The sequence below is a fragment of the Paenibacillus sp. FSL H3-0329 genome, assembly GCF_037963285.1.
GTDB classification, from domain to species: Bacteria; Bacillota; Bacilli; order Paenibacillales; family Paenibacillaceae; genus Paenibacillus_AQ; species Paenibacillus_AQ odorifer.
Genome location: NZ_CP150150.1, coordinates 4,544,487 through 4,558,840, shown reverse-complemented (window position 1 = coordinate 4,558,840; position 14,354 = coordinate 4,544,487). Strand labels below are relative to the sequence as shown.

The 14,354-nt window shown below is 45.5% G+C and carries 14 protein-coding genes; 10 read left to right on the top strand and 4 right to left on the bottom strand.

Annotation, left to right across the window (positions count from 1 at the left end; genetic code table 11):
* Nucleotides 1-25 precede the first annotated feature (25 nt).
* The 8 genes from NSQ66_RS20135 (at nucleotide 26) to NSQ66_RS20100 (ending at nucleotide 7,219) form a co-directional block, all read left to right on the top strand.
* Entirely contained in the window at nucleotides 26-898 is an 873-nt protein-coding gene (locus NSQ66_RS20135; RefSeq protein WP_036676304.1) for a 3-hydroxyacyl-CoA dehydrogenase NAD-binding domain-containing protein, read from the top strand.
* Nucleotides 895-2,103 (top strand): acetate kinase, encoded by a 1,209-nt coding sequence (locus NSQ66_RS20130; RefSeq protein ID WP_036676305.1) that lies wholly within the window; start codon nucleotides 895-897, stop codon nucleotides 2,101-2,103. Before NSQ66_RS20135 ends, NSQ66_RS20130 begins: the two co-directional genes overlap by 4 nt.
* A gap of 21 nt (nucleotides 2,104-2,124) precedes the next feature.
* Nucleotides 2,125-3,423 (top strand): asparagine--tRNA ligase, encoded by a 1,299-nt coding sequence (gene asnS, locus NSQ66_RS20125; protein ID WP_036676308.1) that lies wholly within the window; start codon nucleotides 2,125-2,127, stop codon nucleotides 3,421-3,423.
* Between the two features lie 31 nt (nucleotides 3,424-3,454).
* A complete protein-coding gene (locus tag NSQ66_RS20120; protein WP_038572407.1) occupies nucleotides 3,455-4,207 on the top strand; it encodes a DnaD domain-containing protein in 753 nt (250 codons plus the stop codon).
* 71 nt (nucleotides 4,208-4,278) lie between these two features.
* A complete protein-coding gene (locus tag NSQ66_RS20115; protein ID WP_170914208.1) occupies nucleotides 4,279-4,887 on the top strand; it encodes a sigma-70 family RNA polymerase sigma factor in 609 nt (202 codons plus the stop codon).
* Nucleotides 4,878-5,375, top strand: coding sequence for a hypothetical protein (locus NSQ66_RS20110; protein WP_143763131.1), 498 nt, complete (start codon nucleotides 4,878-4,880; stop codon nucleotides 5,373-5,375). Before NSQ66_RS20115 ends, NSQ66_RS20110 begins: the two co-directional genes overlap by 10 nt.
* A gap of 15 nt (nucleotides 5,376-5,390) precedes the next feature.
* Entirely contained in the window at nucleotides 5,391-6,497 is a 1,107-nt protein-coding gene (locus NSQ66_RS20105; protein WP_036676314.1) for a hypothetical protein, read from the top strand.
* The gene (locus NSQ66_RS20100; RefSeq protein ID WP_081388070.1) at nucleotides 6,494-7,219 is read left to right on the top strand and encodes a hypothetical protein; all 726 of its coding nucleotides are present in this window, start codon (nucleotides 6,494-6,496) and stop codon (nucleotides 7,217-7,219) included. The genes NSQ66_RS20105 and NSQ66_RS20100 overlap by 4 nt, the downstream gene beginning before the upstream one ends.
* A gap of 51 nt (nucleotides 7,220-7,270) precedes the next feature.
* Here NSQ66_RS20100 and proC read toward each other — a convergent pair whose 3' ends face one another.
* The 3 genes from proC to proB are packed head-to-tail and all read right to left on the bottom strand — an operon-like array spanning nucleotide 7,271 to nucleotide 10,579.
* Complete coding sequence (proC, locus tag NSQ66_RS20095; RefSeq protein ID WP_036676316.1) at nucleotides 7,271-8,140, bottom strand: pyrroline-5-carboxylate reductase; 870 nt, start codon at nucleotides 8,138-8,140, stop codon at nucleotides 7,271-7,273.
* A 49-nt stretch (nucleotides 8,141-8,189) separates the two neighbouring features.
* Nucleotides 8,190-9,437, bottom strand: a complete 1,248-nt coding sequence (locus NSQ66_RS20090; RefSeq protein WP_076141301.1) for a glutamate-5-semialdehyde dehydrogenase — start codon at nucleotides 9,435-9,437, stop codon at nucleotides 8,190-8,192.
* Nucleotides 9,438-9,475: 38 nt separating this feature from the next.
* Entirely contained in the window at nucleotides 9,476-10,579 is a 1,104-nt protein-coding gene (proB, locus tag NSQ66_RS20085) for a glutamate 5-kinase (RefSeq protein WP_036676320.1), read from the bottom strand.
* A gap of 432 nt (nucleotides 10,580-11,011) precedes the next feature.
* Here proB and NSQ66_RS20080 point away from each other — a divergent pair, with 432 nt between their 5' ends.
* Nucleotides 11,012-11,209, top strand: coding sequence for a hypothetical protein (locus NSQ66_RS20080; protein ID WP_036676321.1), 198 nt, complete (start codon nucleotides 11,012-11,014; stop codon nucleotides 11,207-11,209).
* Between the two features lie 85 nt (nucleotides 11,210-11,294).
* Here NSQ66_RS20080 and NSQ66_RS20075 read toward each other — a convergent pair whose 3' ends face one another.
* A complete protein-coding gene (locus NSQ66_RS20075; RefSeq protein WP_036676323.1) occupies nucleotides 11,295-12,206 on the bottom strand; it encodes a LysR family transcriptional regulator in 912 nt (303 codons plus the stop codon).
* Between the two features lie 721 nt (nucleotides 12,207-12,927).
* On the opposite strand from NSQ66_RS20075, the gene leuC reads away from it, so the two are divergent.
* The gene (gene leuC, locus NSQ66_RS20070) at nucleotides 12,928-14,352 is read left to right on the top strand and encodes a 3-isopropylmalate dehydratase large subunit (RefSeq protein ID WP_036676324.1); all 1,425 of its coding nucleotides are present in this window, start codon (nucleotides 12,928-12,930) and stop codon (nucleotides 14,350-14,352) included.
* The last annotated feature ends 2 nt before the right edge of the window (nucleotides 14,353-14,354 follow it).

Sequence of the window (14,354 nt, the reverse complement as noted above, 5' to 3'; positions counted from 1 at the left end):
TACCTGAAAGGATGGAGACTTTTTTATGAATTTCAAGAAAATTGGTGTCATCGGCGGTGGCACAATGGGACAAGGGATTGCCGAAATGCTGGCAGCCAAGGGCCTGGATGTATTGCTGGTGGAGAAAACCCCTGAGAAACTGGACTACTCCTACGAAATGATCGAGACAAGTCTAGATAAGCAACTGGAGAAATGGGCGATCACTCAAGCTGAGAAGAAGCTGATTCTTAGCCGCATTCAAAAAGTGACACATTTCGCAGAGCTGAGCTCTTGTGACATGGTTATCGAAACAATCGTTGAGGATTTAGAAGAAAAGAAAAAAATATTAAATCAACTGGATCAAGTATGTCCAAACCACATTATTCTTGCCAGCAATACGTCAACACTTAGCTTGACTGAACTTGCAAGTTCTACAATGTATCCGGAACGCGTGATCGGAATGCATTTCATATACCCTGTAGCTAAAGTGGATCTTGTTGAAATTGTACGCGGTCTGAAAACTTCAGATGCAACTTTTGAAGATACAAAATCCTTTGTTGATGAAATTGTTGAGAAAAAAGGTGTAATGATTTATGAATCCCCAGGATTTGTAACATCACGCCTCATTTGCTTGTTTATCAATGAAGCTATGCACGTGCTGCAAGAAGGCGTTGCCTCCGCACAGGATATTGACGATGCTATGCGTATTGGTTATCAATTCCAATATGGACCGCTTGAAATGGCTGACAGATTCGGTCTGGATTCGGTTCTTGCTGCACTTGAAAATATGTTCCGTGAATATGGTGAGCTGAAATATCGTCCTTCCACGATCCTTAAGAAGATGGTGCGTGCAGGACAATTGGGTATGAAATCAGGCGAAGGCTTCTTCCAGTACGACAAGGATGGTGACCGTATATGAATATTCTAGTAATTAACTCCGGTAGTTCTTCTTTAAAATATCAATTGTACAATATGGCTGATGAATCCGTTTTGGCTAAAGGTTTGGTGGAACGTATCGGGATGGATTCCTCCATTCTGAACCATAAACCTACTGGTAAAGCTGAAGTAACAGAAGTAAGTGAAATTTTGGAGCATAACACAGCGATTCGTAAAGTTCTAGCTTGCCTAACGGATAAAGAGCATGGCGTTATTGAATCCATTAAAGAAATCAATGCTGTGGGTCACCGTGTAGTACATGGTGGTGAATTCTTCAAAGCTTCCGCACTTGTGGACGCTGATGCCAAGACTAAAATTCGTCAATTGTTTGACCTTGCACCACTGCATAACCCAGCAGCAATGATGGGGATTACGGCTTCTGAAGTAAATATGCCGGGTGTACCGCAGGTTGTTGTATTCGATACTGCATTCCACCAAACAATGCCTGAAAAAGCTTATATGTACGCGATTCCTAGAGTACTGTACAATAAATATAAAGTTCGTCGGTATGGCGCACACGGTACATCACACGACTTCGTAAGCAAAGCTGCTGCGGAGTACTTGGAGCGTCCGTTGGAAGATCTGAAGATCATTACTTGTCATATCGGTAACGGAGGTAGCGTAACTGCAGTTCAAGATGGAGTGTCTGTGGATACTTCCATGGGTATGACTCCTCTGGAAGGTTTGATGATGGGTACTCGCAGTGGTGATCTTGATCCAGCAATTGTTCCTTACGTGATGAACAAGGAAGAATTGTCCGTAGGCGAAGTTAACTCCATGTTGAACAAACATAGTGGACTCCTAGCAATTTCGGGCGTAAGCAGTGATATGCGTGATATTATTGAGGGTATGGAAAAAGGTGAGCCTAATTCCACGCTAGCTTTTGAAATGTATGAGTACCGCTTGCGCAAGTATATCGGTTCTTATGCGGCTGCTATGAACGGTGTAGATGCTATCGTATTCACTGCTGGTGTTGGTGAAAATGCTTCATTGCTACGTGAGAAACTGCTAAATAACCTTACGTTCCTGGGTATTGAGTTGGATGTTGAAGCTAACAAAGTTCGCTCCGGCGACCCGCGTCGTATCTCTACGGTAGATTCCAAAGTGCAGGTGCTTGTAGTTCCGACTAACGAAGAACTTGTCATCGCACGTGATACAAACCGTATTGTGCAAGGAATTAACGGCTAAATTAGAGGAGAGATTGAAGGCATGGCTAACAAGAGTGTAATCAAGAACGTGAATGAACATGTTGGAGAAAGTGTTGTTATCGGTTGTTGGGTAAACAACAAGCGCTCCAGTGGTAAAATTCAGTTCCTGCAGCTTCGCGATGGTACAGGTTATATTCAGGGAGTTGTAGTGAAATCAGAAGTGCCTGAAGAGGTATGGGATGCAGCTAAGAGCCTCACACAGGAAAGCTCATTGTATGTGACCGGTATTATTCGTGAGGAGCCTCGCAGTCAATCCGGTTTTGAAATGACTGTTACCGGAATTGAAGTTCTGCACCTTACAGAGAATTATCCAATTACTCCGAAAGAGCATGGCGTTGATTTCTTGATGGATCACCGTCACCTCTGGCTCCGTGCCTCGAAGCAGCGGGCTGTTCTGGTTATTCGTGCGGAGATTATCCGGGCAATCCAACAGTTCTTCAACGAGAGCGGATTTACAAAGGTGGATCCTCCGATTCTGACGCCAACGTCAGCAGAGGGAACTACTAACTTGTTCCACACGAAATACTTCGATGAGGATGCTTACCTGACCCAAAGCGGACAGTTATACATGGAAGCTGCAGCTATGGCACTGGGCCGTGTATATTCCTTTGGACCAACCTTCCGTGCGGAGAAATCTAAGACTCGTCGCCACTTGATCGAGTTCTGGATGATCGAGCCTGAAATGGCCTTCACAGATCATGAAGAAAGCTTGAAGGTTCAGGAAGAGTTTATTAGCTTCGTAGTGCAATCCGTATTGAAGAATTGCCGTGCGGAGTTGGAAGCGGTAGGCCGCGATATTTCCAAGCTGGAGAATATTAAAGCACCATTCCCACGCATTACTTATGACGATGCGATCAAGTTCTTGAATGATAAAGGCTTTGAAGATATTGCTTGGGGTGATGATTTTGGTGCACCTCATGAAACAGCAATCGCTGAAGCCTACGATAAACCTGTATTTATTACTCATTATCCTGCTTCATTCAAAGCGTTCTACATGAAGCCGGATCCAAATCGTCCTGAAGTCGTACTGTGTGCTGATATGATCGCTCCTGAAGGTTATGGAGAGATTATTGGGGGTTCACAGCGGATCGATGATCCTGCGCTGCTTGAAGAGCGTTATAAAGAGCACAATCTTTCGATGGATTCTTATAAATGGTACATGGATCTGCGTACTTACGGATCTGTACCTCACTCCGGTTTTGGACTTGGGCTTGAGCGTACTGTAGCTTGGATCTGTGGTCTTGACCATGTACGTGAGACTATTCCATTCCCACGTACACTGTACCGCCTCTACCCATAAGTTCTTAGGATTTGAACAAAGGGGGAAGCACATGGACGGCAAGACATGGAGTACCTGGAGCGAAGGCGTCTCCTTCGGTCTGGAGAACGGAATGGCCGTCATACCTTACGCTTTACTGAAGTATTACCGGAAGCTGAATTTAAGCGGAAGTGAAGCCATGCTGCTGATTCATCTGCTCTCCTTCAGGCAAGTAGAAGGGATTGAGTTCCCTTCTCTGGAGGAGCTTCAGGTTGTAACTGGTCGTAGCATTTCCGTTCTCGCCGGAGAATTGCAGAAGCTCATGAAGGAAGGTTTCATTAGCATCGATGGAGACAACGATGAACTAAGAGATATCCATTATGAACGCTACAATTTCTCAGGGCTATATGGAAAGCTAGGTGCTTATCTTGCGACAGCTGTACAAGAAAATGAGCAAGATAAGGACAAGGGAGCATATGGAACATCAGCTCCCCGGGCTGCTGCGTCAGGTGGAGGATTCGGAACTCCCCCCACATCTCCTTCTTCACTTGGAGATAAAGAGGAGAGCCGGAATCTATTCAGTATTTTCGAGAAGGAATTCGGGCGCCCGCTGTCTCCAATGGAATGTGAGACGATTTCCAGCTGGGTGGATCAAGACCGATATCCTGAGGAGCTGATTCTGTTAGCACTCAAGGAATCCGTATTTGCGGGGAAGGTTCATTTTCGTTATATCGACCGGATATTGCTGGAATGGGCCCGTAACCGGGTCAAGAACGCTCAGGATGTTAAGACGTATACACAAAAATTCCGCAATGGTGGAAGATAGATCGTTTAGGAGAGAACCGTATTGCTTTAGCTATTGCTAGAGTCTGTACGGTTCTTTTTTTATTTTTTTAGATAAGTGCAGGGGTAGGCGAAGAACTCAGCGTCTATTGCTGTGGGAAGGAGGGGAGAGTCATTGAGGAAGAGCTATTAATCAAGCGGATTTGCCAAGGAGACGAAGATGCGTTTCGCCAGTTTGTAAATACATACAGTCAGCATATATACAAAATCACCTATTCTGTATTACGTGAAGTCAAAGGGGCTGAAGACGCTGCTCAGGAATCTTTTCTCCAGATGTATAAATCTCTCCCTGACTACCGTTATCAAGGCTTAAAATCATGGATTACGCGGATCGCCTTAAATAAGGCTATTGATGCCAAACGTAAACGTGATCGGCTACGAGAGTTACCTGTTGACTATGAGCTTGTGCTGAGCCAGACACCTTCTAATGAGGAGGATGTACTAGCCACTGTTGTCCGTCGTGACCGGATGAATCGTCTGTCGGGTGAGATCAACAATTTACCGGAGGGTCATCGGGAAATTATGGTGGCTTATTATCTGGAAAATAAAAAATATGAGCAAATTGCTGCTGAAAATGAAATTACTCTGAAGACGGTAGAGTCCAGACTATATAGGGCGAGACAATGGATGCGAAAACATTGGAAGGAGGACGAATGGCTATGATGAAGAGTGGAGAAAACCTAAATCGCCGCGAGCAGGCAAAAGCTTATCTTGAAGGGCAAGAAGATAGTATAGAGCGAGATGAATGGGAACAATTGCTGCTCAAGGATGAAGACACATTTGTTTCGTACATGGAGATGCTGGATGAGCTAAAGGAGGATCTGCCTTCATTGGAGAATTCGTCTGCTTTTACAGAGAGAGTTATGGGAGATTGGGTTGCTACGGTGAGATCTTCAGTAGTCATAGAAGAAGTAGCGGGGAAAGAAGAAGGATCACGGCGTTATCGCTGGTATGAAAAAACAATCTTTCATTATGCCGTTGCTGCTTCGTTAACGCTGTTGATTATGTCTTCCGGGATGTTTGATAAGTTACTCACGGGTGAAATGGAGCTTATTGTCCCTAAGAAAGATAATTCGCCATCTTATAGCGAACAATTCATGCAAGCCACCAGCGGATGGTTGAGCCGGATTATGGACGGAAGACAGAAATGAGAGGAGAAATGAACAATGCAACAGCAGCGTAATAAAATTAAGGGTCTTTTTCTTAATATGATTCCTGGAGCAGGTCATTATTATATGGGAAGACGCCCACAAGGGATTGTTTATTTTTTGCTAAGCTTTGGTGTGTTATTTATGTCATTCTTAATCGCTATGGCTGAAGGGGATGAGGGAATTCTGGCATTGGGAGTGATCGGATTCTTACTTCTATGGATCCTTTCGATGATTCATCTGGTAATTAAATTACTGCAAATGCCCACTCCAATTGTAGCGCCTGATGGATCAATGCTGGATTTTAGTTCTACTATGCCCGTAAAGACGGAGGATAATGAACGTGTGCATGTCATCTTATTGTCTTTCATTCCTGGATTGGGTCATTTTCATATGGGGCTGATGCAGCGTGGACTATCCTTTCTGATTTCTTTTTTCGGATTCATGACCGTTATGTTGTTCTTGGCCGGAATTACTTCGAGTGATGCATTTTTGCTGCTGTTTGGAGTATTGCCAGTAATTTGGCTGTATTGCATGTTTGATGCAGTTCAGTTGATCCATCGTAAACAAGCAGGAGAAATGCTTGTTGACCGCACATTATTCGAAGAGATGGAGGCTGGACGTGAGGAAGGACGACGCAGCAAAGTATTAGCGACATTACTATCCGCATTTCCTGGTGCTGGACAGATGTATCTGGGACTGCAAAAAAGAGGGCTCCAGCTCATGCTTCTTTTCTTAGGAAGTATTTATGTCATGGATCTATTGCGGTTAACATTGCTCTTTTTCCTTATCCCGGTCATTTGGTTCTATAGCTTATTCGATGGCTTACAGTTAGTTAGCCGATATGGACGTGAACCTTTGCAGGATAAGCCGGTTATCGAAGGTTTCTTAAATCATCAAGGCTGGCTCGGAGCAGTCCTGATGTGTCTCGGATTATACTTTATTGTTGTGAATGTCGCAGTTCCTGCCATCGATATCAGATTTCCAGAATGGCGGCTGGAATATCGCGTAAATGAATATTTTAAGACCATTGTCGTCTCCGTGTTATTGATCGGTGGTGGGGTGAAGCTGATGACTGGAAGTAAGAATAATAAGAGTAGAAAAGGGGCGGGGGGTCAATCTTGAATAATCCAGTAGAAGTAGAGCCGGGAGTCATGGTAACTAGCGAGTTTCCAGTGAACGAAGGGAAATCTAGAAGTTGGCGTGTAGGTACGTTGTCGATGGGACTGAGCCTTTTATTTCTCGGGGCATTAATAATGGTCTCTCAGTGGAAAGGAGCGGATGTGTTCGAGACAACGCTTGCTTGGTGGCCGCTCATTTTTATCTTACTTGGTTTAGAAATTGTAATTTACACCTTATGGTTCCGTGGTAAAGGGAAAATGTACTATGATGTGCTAAGTGTTCTGTTCGTCGGATTTCTGGCATTGTGCTGTTTAGTATTCGCAGGAGTCAGCTCTTTAGGATTAACACAAGAACTTAGACATGTGATCTCATCTACGGAGGAGAATTATTCCTTGCCGGAATGGAAGGGGAATGTTCCACAGGGTGTAGGCACACTTATAATCCAGGCTGCCGAACCTTATGGAATTATGGTTGATCGAACGGCTGGGAACGAGTTGAATGTATTTGGGAGTTATTCCACGGCTGAAGGGCAACTCAAGCAAGAGCAAGAGAAGCGGCTGTTGCAAACTAAACAAGTTGGAGACACATTTTACGTCATCTTAGGAGACATACCTAGACATTTAGTATTCGATAACTCCAGGAATGCATTGAACGTGACCATTGCGGCTCCTGTAAATCTAAAGGTAATCGTAAGAGATAATTATGGAAATGTTGTAACAAGATAAAAAAAAGATCGCTTCCCACCCGATGAGGGGATGGGCTGCGATCTTTTTTGGTTAAGAACGAAGCTCTTTCTCTAGGGCAGCACCCATTTCACGTGAGCGCTCGGCACATCGGTTAACTGCAGCAATCACAGTTTCAAAGAATTCCCCTCGTTCAAGCACTTCTATAGCTGCTTGTGTTGAACCGTTAGGGGAAGTAACCTTCTTACGGAGTGCTGCGGGTTCTTCTCCCGTCTGTTGTACCATTCGGGCAGCACCCAGCACTGTTTGAACAGTTAATTCGGTGCTTTGATCAAGTGGCAGCCCACCACGGATGCCAGCGGCGATCATGGCTTCCATCATGTAATAGATATACGCAGGCCCGCTGCCTGAAATTCCGGTCAAGGTTTCCATACGTTCCTCATCAATGACTGTTGTAAGCCCGACAGCCTCAAAGATATTAAGAGCAAGGCGACGGCCTCTTTCGTCTACTTCTTTGGAGAAGGCTAGACCAGTGGCACCCAGACCGATGGAACTGGAAGTGTTAGGCATTGTGCGAACAATAGGCTGGGCTTTGCCAAGTAGACCTTGCATGGTGCGAATAGATAGACCTGCAATGACAGAAACTACGATCTGATCCGGAGAAAGAATTGGACCTAGTCCGCGTAAGGATTCTGCAGCATCTTTAGGTTTCATTGCCAGTACTATTACTGGTGCGTTCCGTAAGTATTCTATTTTTTGTTCGGGATCATTTGTGCCTATTACACCATAACGGCTTTTTAGTTCTGCCAGACGTTCACTGCTGCTGCGATTGAGCATGATGACATTATCGGACTTCACGATATTGCGGCTAATCATCCCGCGAACGATGGCTTCTGCCATGGAGCCTGCGCCATAAAAAACAATATTATGATTCATGAGTGGAACTGAAGGTTGCTGACACATGGCTAAAATCCTCCTAAAAGTTGTGTGATAGAATACTTAAACGTGCATACTAACCCCGAATTTGTCCCGTTCCGTAGATCTTATATTTGGTTGAAGTTAGTGCAGGCAGACCCATCGGGCCACGAGCATGGAGTTTCTGGGTACTAATACCAATCTCTGCACCGAATCCAAATTCAAAGCCATCCGTGAAGCGGGTTGAGGCATTGTGATAAACAGCGGCAGCATCCACTTCTTGTAAAAAGCGTGTGGCGTTCTCCTGATCTTCTGTTACGATACATTCCGAATGTTTCGTACCATACTGCGCGATATGCTGCATAGCTTCTTCCAAATCACTGACGATTCTAATATTAAGGATATAATCGTTGTATTCTGTAGCATAGTCTTCTACGGTTGCAGGTAATACCCATGGGACAAGAGAGATGGTTTGTTGACAGCCGCGAAGTTCTACATGAACCTCACGAAATGCTTCGGCTAAGGATAACAGATATTTGCTCGCGTAATCCTGATGAACGAGTAGTGTTTCCATAGAGTTACATACCGAAGGGCGCTGAGCTTTGGCATTTAAACTAATGTCCCGTGCCATTTCTGGCAAGGCAGTTGTGTCGAGATAAGTATGGCAGATGCCTGCTCCAGTTTCAATTACGGGAACGGTTGCGTTAAGGACTACATTTTGAATAAGAGAGCTGCCTCCGCGCGGGATGATCACATCTAAAAGTCCGTTCAGCTTTAGCATTTCATCAACTGAAGAACGATTTGGGTCTTCAATCAGCTGAAGCGCGTTAGGCGGCATTGAGGTTTCAGCAAGAGCATTGTGCAGAACCTCGACAATTTTACGGTTGGAGGACAGGGCAGAAGAGCCACCGCGCAGCACAACAGCGTTGCCGGTTTTGAGACATAGACCTGCAGCATCAACAGTTACATTGGGACGTGCCTCGTAGATGATGCCGATCACACCAAGCGGAACACGCAGCTTCTGGATGTTGAGGCCGTTAGGACGTTCAATGCTTTCTAGCGTGTCACCGATAGGATCCGGTAATATAGCGATTTGTTGCAGGCCTTCGGCAATGCTGTTAATCCGGCCCACATCTAACGCCAACCGGTCGAGCATGGATTCCGGAGTTCCATTAAGTCTTCCTCGTTCCAAATCCTCCGCGTTGGCGGCGATAATGGCGGGAGCTTCGCGGCGAAGCGCATCGGCCATGACCAGCAGTGCTTCATTCTTCTGGCCAGTTGTTAAGCTTGCTAGAACTCCTGTAGTCTCCTTGGCTAATTTACTCTTATTAATTACTTCACTCATGACGATTCCTCCCTATATTTGAATTGAAAAAAAATTGTTTATCTCAGTGTAATCCATTCGTCACGGTGAATGACCTCAAGCCGGTGTACTTCTCCCAGTTTTGGTACAATCTCACGGCTTGGCAGACCTTGAATGCTGCGCAGCTGAGCATCATCGTAATTTACAATCCCACGTCCAAGCAATTTGGAGTCGGGTCCAAGTACTTCTACAACATCTCCTGCGTGAAAGCTACCCTCTGTCTGTTTGACGCCTACAGGCAACAGGCTGTGACCGCCATGAAGCAAAGCTTCTACAGCCCCTTCGTCCACGTATAGGGAGCCGAGAGGGGTAGACATAAAGCCAAGCCATTGCTTTTTGACGGGAAGAGAGGATAGCTTCGTTGCAAAATAAGTGCCCCTGCCTTCTCCTGTTGCAGCAAGCTGTAAATCTCCAGGTTCGGTGGCTCTTCCGACAAAGACAGGAACACCACCCCGAGTAGCGATCTTGGCCGCATCGATTTTTGATCGCATACCGCCTGTTCCAACACTAGAGCCAGCTCCACCAGCAATAGCATATATCTCCGGTGTAATGTCATCTACGAACTGATAGCGGACAGCATCCGGATGCTTGCGGGGATCTCCACTGTATAAACCATCCATGTCGGTTAAGACAAGTAGTCTAGAGGCTTTTAACAGGTTGGCTACTAGCGCAGAGAGGGTATCGTTATCGCCAAATTTCAGTTCATCTACGGAGACAGTGTCATTTTCGTTAAATACGGGCACCGCTCCTTGGCGAAGTAGCTCTTCTACAGTCATCATAGCGTTATTCATGGCTCTGCGGCTGCAGAAATCGGTGCGAGTCAGCAATATTTGCGCGGTAGTAATTCCATGCTGGGCAAAAGCTTCCTGATAGGCTTGCATCAGCAGTACCTGACCCACAGCCGCAGCGGCCTGCTTCTCATGCAGCAGCTTCGGACGTGCTGGATAACCGATACTGCGGAAGCCGGCGGCTACCGCACCAGAGGTTACTAACAACACCTCACAGCCGTTTCTCTTCAAATCGGCAATCTCTGAGGCAAAAAAGGAGACTGCTTCACGATTCAAACCGCCCTCGGGTCCGGTCAGCGAGCTGCTGCCTATTTTGACCACGATTCGCGTCGTCATTTCTGTCCACATCCTCTTCGTTTATTAAGTCCTGAAAACAACAAAAAGCCCCCATCCTTAGACTTAGCAAAGGACGAAAGCTTATAAACTTCCGCGGTACCACCTTCATTGATGAGGGATCATCCGACTTCATTCTCATAACGGGAGGATCCGTCCTGTTAGACACAGGCCGCTCGGGGGTAGGATTCGGAACGAAAACCGCGGTAAATTCTTTCAGCCTGTCGGAATCTACTCTCTAGGCGCGGTTAGACTCATTCTTACTGGTCCCGTCTGCACGTTTCACTTATTTTCAATAGAATACCATGGAGCTGGTTGCATTGCAAAGGGAAAACGTAGGATATATTTCTTCATGCAGAAAGCTCTATATATTATGTTTAACCTCAAAGAGAAGGGGTAAAGAACTTATAATCTGTTACCAGGAGGTGGATTAAATTGACTAAAGACAACAATGCCGAGCAGGGACAGAATCAAGATTCAAACGAAGTAGCAGAGCTTCAGAATAGTGTGACTCGTGAATTTGTGGAAGAGCACACCGGGGCTCCAGTTGATAAGGGATTGGCTGATTCAAGTAAAGCACATGTGTCGGATGATCAGAACCGCCTGATTACACAGCGTAATTTGCGTAAATAATCTAGTACAGTTAAAAGAGGTTTACCTGAAAAAGTGCCCCGATAACCACGCGAATGGTTACTGGGGCACTTTATTTGTATATATTCTATTCTTCCGTTAATTCAGACACTGTTGATTTGAATGTTTCTACAAAAGCCTTTGCGGCCTTGGATAAATATCGTCCGCGTCGATATGCTACAACTAGCGTACGACTAGGCACTGGATCAGCGAGCGGTAAGTAGACTGGAACAAATTCACTCCGCGGTGCACGAGCGATAAAACGAGGAACAAGAGTCACGCCCATGCCTGTTGCCACTAGGGATTGAACGGTTTCCATATTATTGCTCTCAAAAACGATTCGTGGTTCGAATCCGGCTTTCCGGCATAGTTCCACAGTCATTTTGCGGAAGCCCTGACCTTCCTTAAGTACGATAAAAGGTTCGTCCTTAAGCTCTTTAAGTGAGGTCCGTGTTCCATCTAGGATTCGTTTAGCCAGCGGATGTTCAGGAGGGACGGCAAGATCAATTCTTTCCTCTCCAAGCTCTTCATAAGCTAAAGCAGGAATTTCGAGGGGTAAGGAGAGCAGGCTTAAATCGGTCTGGCCACTTGCCGTGAGTTTCTCTAGGTTCATCGACGAGTCTTCGAGCAGCGTAATTTCTACCTCAGGATAATTTTGTTTGAAAACTGGAAGCACATGCGGCAGAAGATGTGCACCTGTAATTGGCATACTGCCCACAACTACACGTCCAGTGCGCAGTTCTGATATGTCGGACATTTCTTGCCGCAGCAGCTCCACTGCGTCAATGATAATCTGGGCTTGTTCAACGAATTTAGAACCTGCGTAGGTCAGCTCAACTGAGCTGGTATTACGCTGAAACAGCATTACGCCGAGCTCTTTTTCCAGTTTGGAAAGCTGCTGGCTGAGCGAGGGCTGGGCAATATGCAGCTTGTCCGCTGCACGTGAGAAGTTTTTTTCGGCTGCGATTTGCAGCACATACTGCAGTTGTCTCAGTTCCATGTATGAACTCCTTAGGAAAATGATTTACTTATAAGTATATCCTATTGGATTATAGTTTTGTATAGGCAACCCGAAAGAGCTTTCACTTCATCGCTCCTCAGGATTTGCGGGCCTGATTTCAAGAGATTAACCCTCCAACACTGACCGAAGTATCCGATATCCTCTAACAGTATATTTTTAGCGCCGGATCTTGAGAGTATCTATGAAATAACTGTATTTTGTACAGCTATTTCGTATGCAAAAGGGATCATTTTGGTTTTAAGTGTATTCTATACAACTAAAAACTAGAGTTCCCAGCTATAAGGCGATAAATCATGAAAATAGCTGTACAAAATGCAGCTATATTCATTAACGAATGATTCACAGGAATATAGCTGTACAAAATACAACTAAACGCACCTACACACTACGCTTGCGCATCGCACCTACACATCACACTTGCGCAACGCTGCTACACATCACACTTGCGCAACGCTGCTACACATCCCGTTTGTGCAACGCTGCTACACACCCCGCTTGCGCAACGCTGCTACATACCCCGCTTGCTCATCGCTCCTACATATTGTGCCTCAACATACCCTAACTCAGCTTATAGGTTCAGGCTATCACTTTTATAGATATCATATCTTGGAATTATAAAGACAGGGGTGTTATATTTAGATCATTCAAGAGAGACTCCACGCTCTCTTCCAATGAACGATTCTATTAATGAGGTGAAATTATGAGCAACAAGACAATGTTTGAGAAGATTTGGGAGAATCACGTTATTCATCAAGAGGAAGGTAAACCTAGCATTATTTATATTGATCTGCATTTGGTTCATGAAGTAACTTCTCCACAGGCTTTTGAAGGGCTTCGTCTCAGCAACCGGAAGGTTCGCCGTCCTGAGCTGACCTTCGCAACGATGGATCATAACGTACCAACTAAAGATCGTTTTAACATTAAAGATCCAATCTCCAAGCAACAAATTGATACCCTTTCTAAGAACTGTGCTGATTTTGGTGTAAGACTGTTCGATCTGAATGATATTGATCAAGGCGTTGTACACGTAATGGGTCCTGAAATCGGCTTGACACATCCTGGCAAAACTATCGTTTGCGGCGACAGCCATACCTCCACGCATGGTGCATTCGGCGCGCTGGCATTCGGTATCGGAACTAGTGAAGTTGAGCATGTAATGGCTACGCAATGTTTGCAGCAATCCAAAGCTAAGACTATGGAAGTACGCTTTACAGGCAAACGGAACCCTGGCGTAACAGCAAAGGATATGATCCTAGGTGTTATTGCTAAGTACGGTACTGATTTTGCTACAGGTTATGTAATTGAGTACACAGGCGAAGCTATTCGTGAATTGTCGATGGAAGAACGTATGACTGTCTGCAATATGTCGATCGAAGGCGGAGCAAGAGCTGGCTTGATCGCCCCTGATGAAACTACTTTTAATTATCTGCGTGGACGTCAATACGTACCGCAAGGTGAGGCTTATGATGCTGCTGTAGAAGCATGGAAGAGTCTTGTAAGCGACGAGGGCGCTCAGTACGATACGGTTGTTGAATTTGATGTGGAAACATTGATTCCACAAGTGACCTGGGGTACTAGCCCGGGCATGGGTACTGACATCAACTCCAGCGTACCGAATCCGGCTGACTTCACCACTGAAAATGAACGTAAAGCTGCTGAAAAAGCGCTTGAATATATGGATTTGACTCCTGGAACACCTATTTCTGAAATTCCGATTGATTATGTATTTATTGGTTCCTGCACTAACGGACGGATCGAAGATTTGAGAGCTGCAGCAGTGGTAGCTAAAGGTCATAAGGTGTCTGAAAAGGTTACTGCCATTGTTGTTCCAGGCTCGGGCCGTGTTAAGATGCAGGCTGAGAAAGAAGGACTTGATAAAGTCTTTACTGAAGCTGGCTTTGAATGGCGTGAAGCGGGATGCAGCATGTGCTTGGCCATGAACCCGGATGTTCTGCAGCCTGGACAACGCTGTGCATCTACCTCGAACCGTAACTTTGAAGGACGCCAAGGACGCGGAGGACGTACACATCTGGTATCTCCAGCTATGGCAGCCGCAGCTGCGATCAAAGGTCGTTTCACTGATGTACGTGATTGGAATTATAAGACGGAAGCCGTCAGCTCATAGAA

Coding starts and splice junctions, on each gene's coding strand:
- NSQ66_RS20135 (WP_036676304.1), top strand. CDS start 26: ATGAATTTCAAGAAAATTGGTGTCATCGGCGGTGGCACAATGGGACAA.
- NSQ66_RS20130 (WP_036676305.1), top strand. CDS start 895: ATGAATATTCTAGTAATTAACTCCGGTAGTTCTTCTTTAAAATATCAA.
- asnS (WP_036676308.1), top strand. CDS start 2,125: ATGGCTAACAAGAGTGTAATCAAGAACGTGAATGAACATGTTGGAGAA.
- NSQ66_RS20120 (WP_038572407.1), top strand. CDS start 3,455: ATGGACGGCAAGACATGGAGTACCTGGAGCGAAGGCGTCTCCTTCGGT.
- NSQ66_RS20110 (WP_143763131.1), top strand. CDS start 4,878: ATGGCTATGATGAAGAGTGGAGAAAACCTAAATCGCCGCGAGCAGGCA.
- NSQ66_RS20105 (WP_036676314.1), top strand. CDS start 5,391: ATGCAACAGCAGCGTAATAAAATTAAGGGTCTTTTTCTTAATATGATT.
- proC (WP_036676316.1), bottom strand. CDS start 8,140: ATGTGTCAGCAACCTTCAGTTCCACTCATGAATCATAATATTGTTTTT.
- NSQ66_RS20090 (WP_076141301.1), bottom strand. CDS start 9,437: ATGAGTGAAGTAATTAATAAGAGTAAATTAGCCAAGGAGACTACAGGA.
- proB (WP_036676320.1), bottom strand. CDS start 10,579: ATGACGACGCGAATCGTGGTCAAAATAGGCAGCAGCTCGCTGACCGGA.
- NSQ66_RS20075 (WP_036676323.1), bottom strand. CDS start 12,206: ATGGAACTGAGACAACTGCAGTATGTGCTGCAAATCGCAGCCGAAAAA.
- leuC (WP_036676324.1), top strand. CDS start 12,928: ATGAGCAACAAGACAATGTTTGAGAAGATTTGGGAGAATCACGTTATT.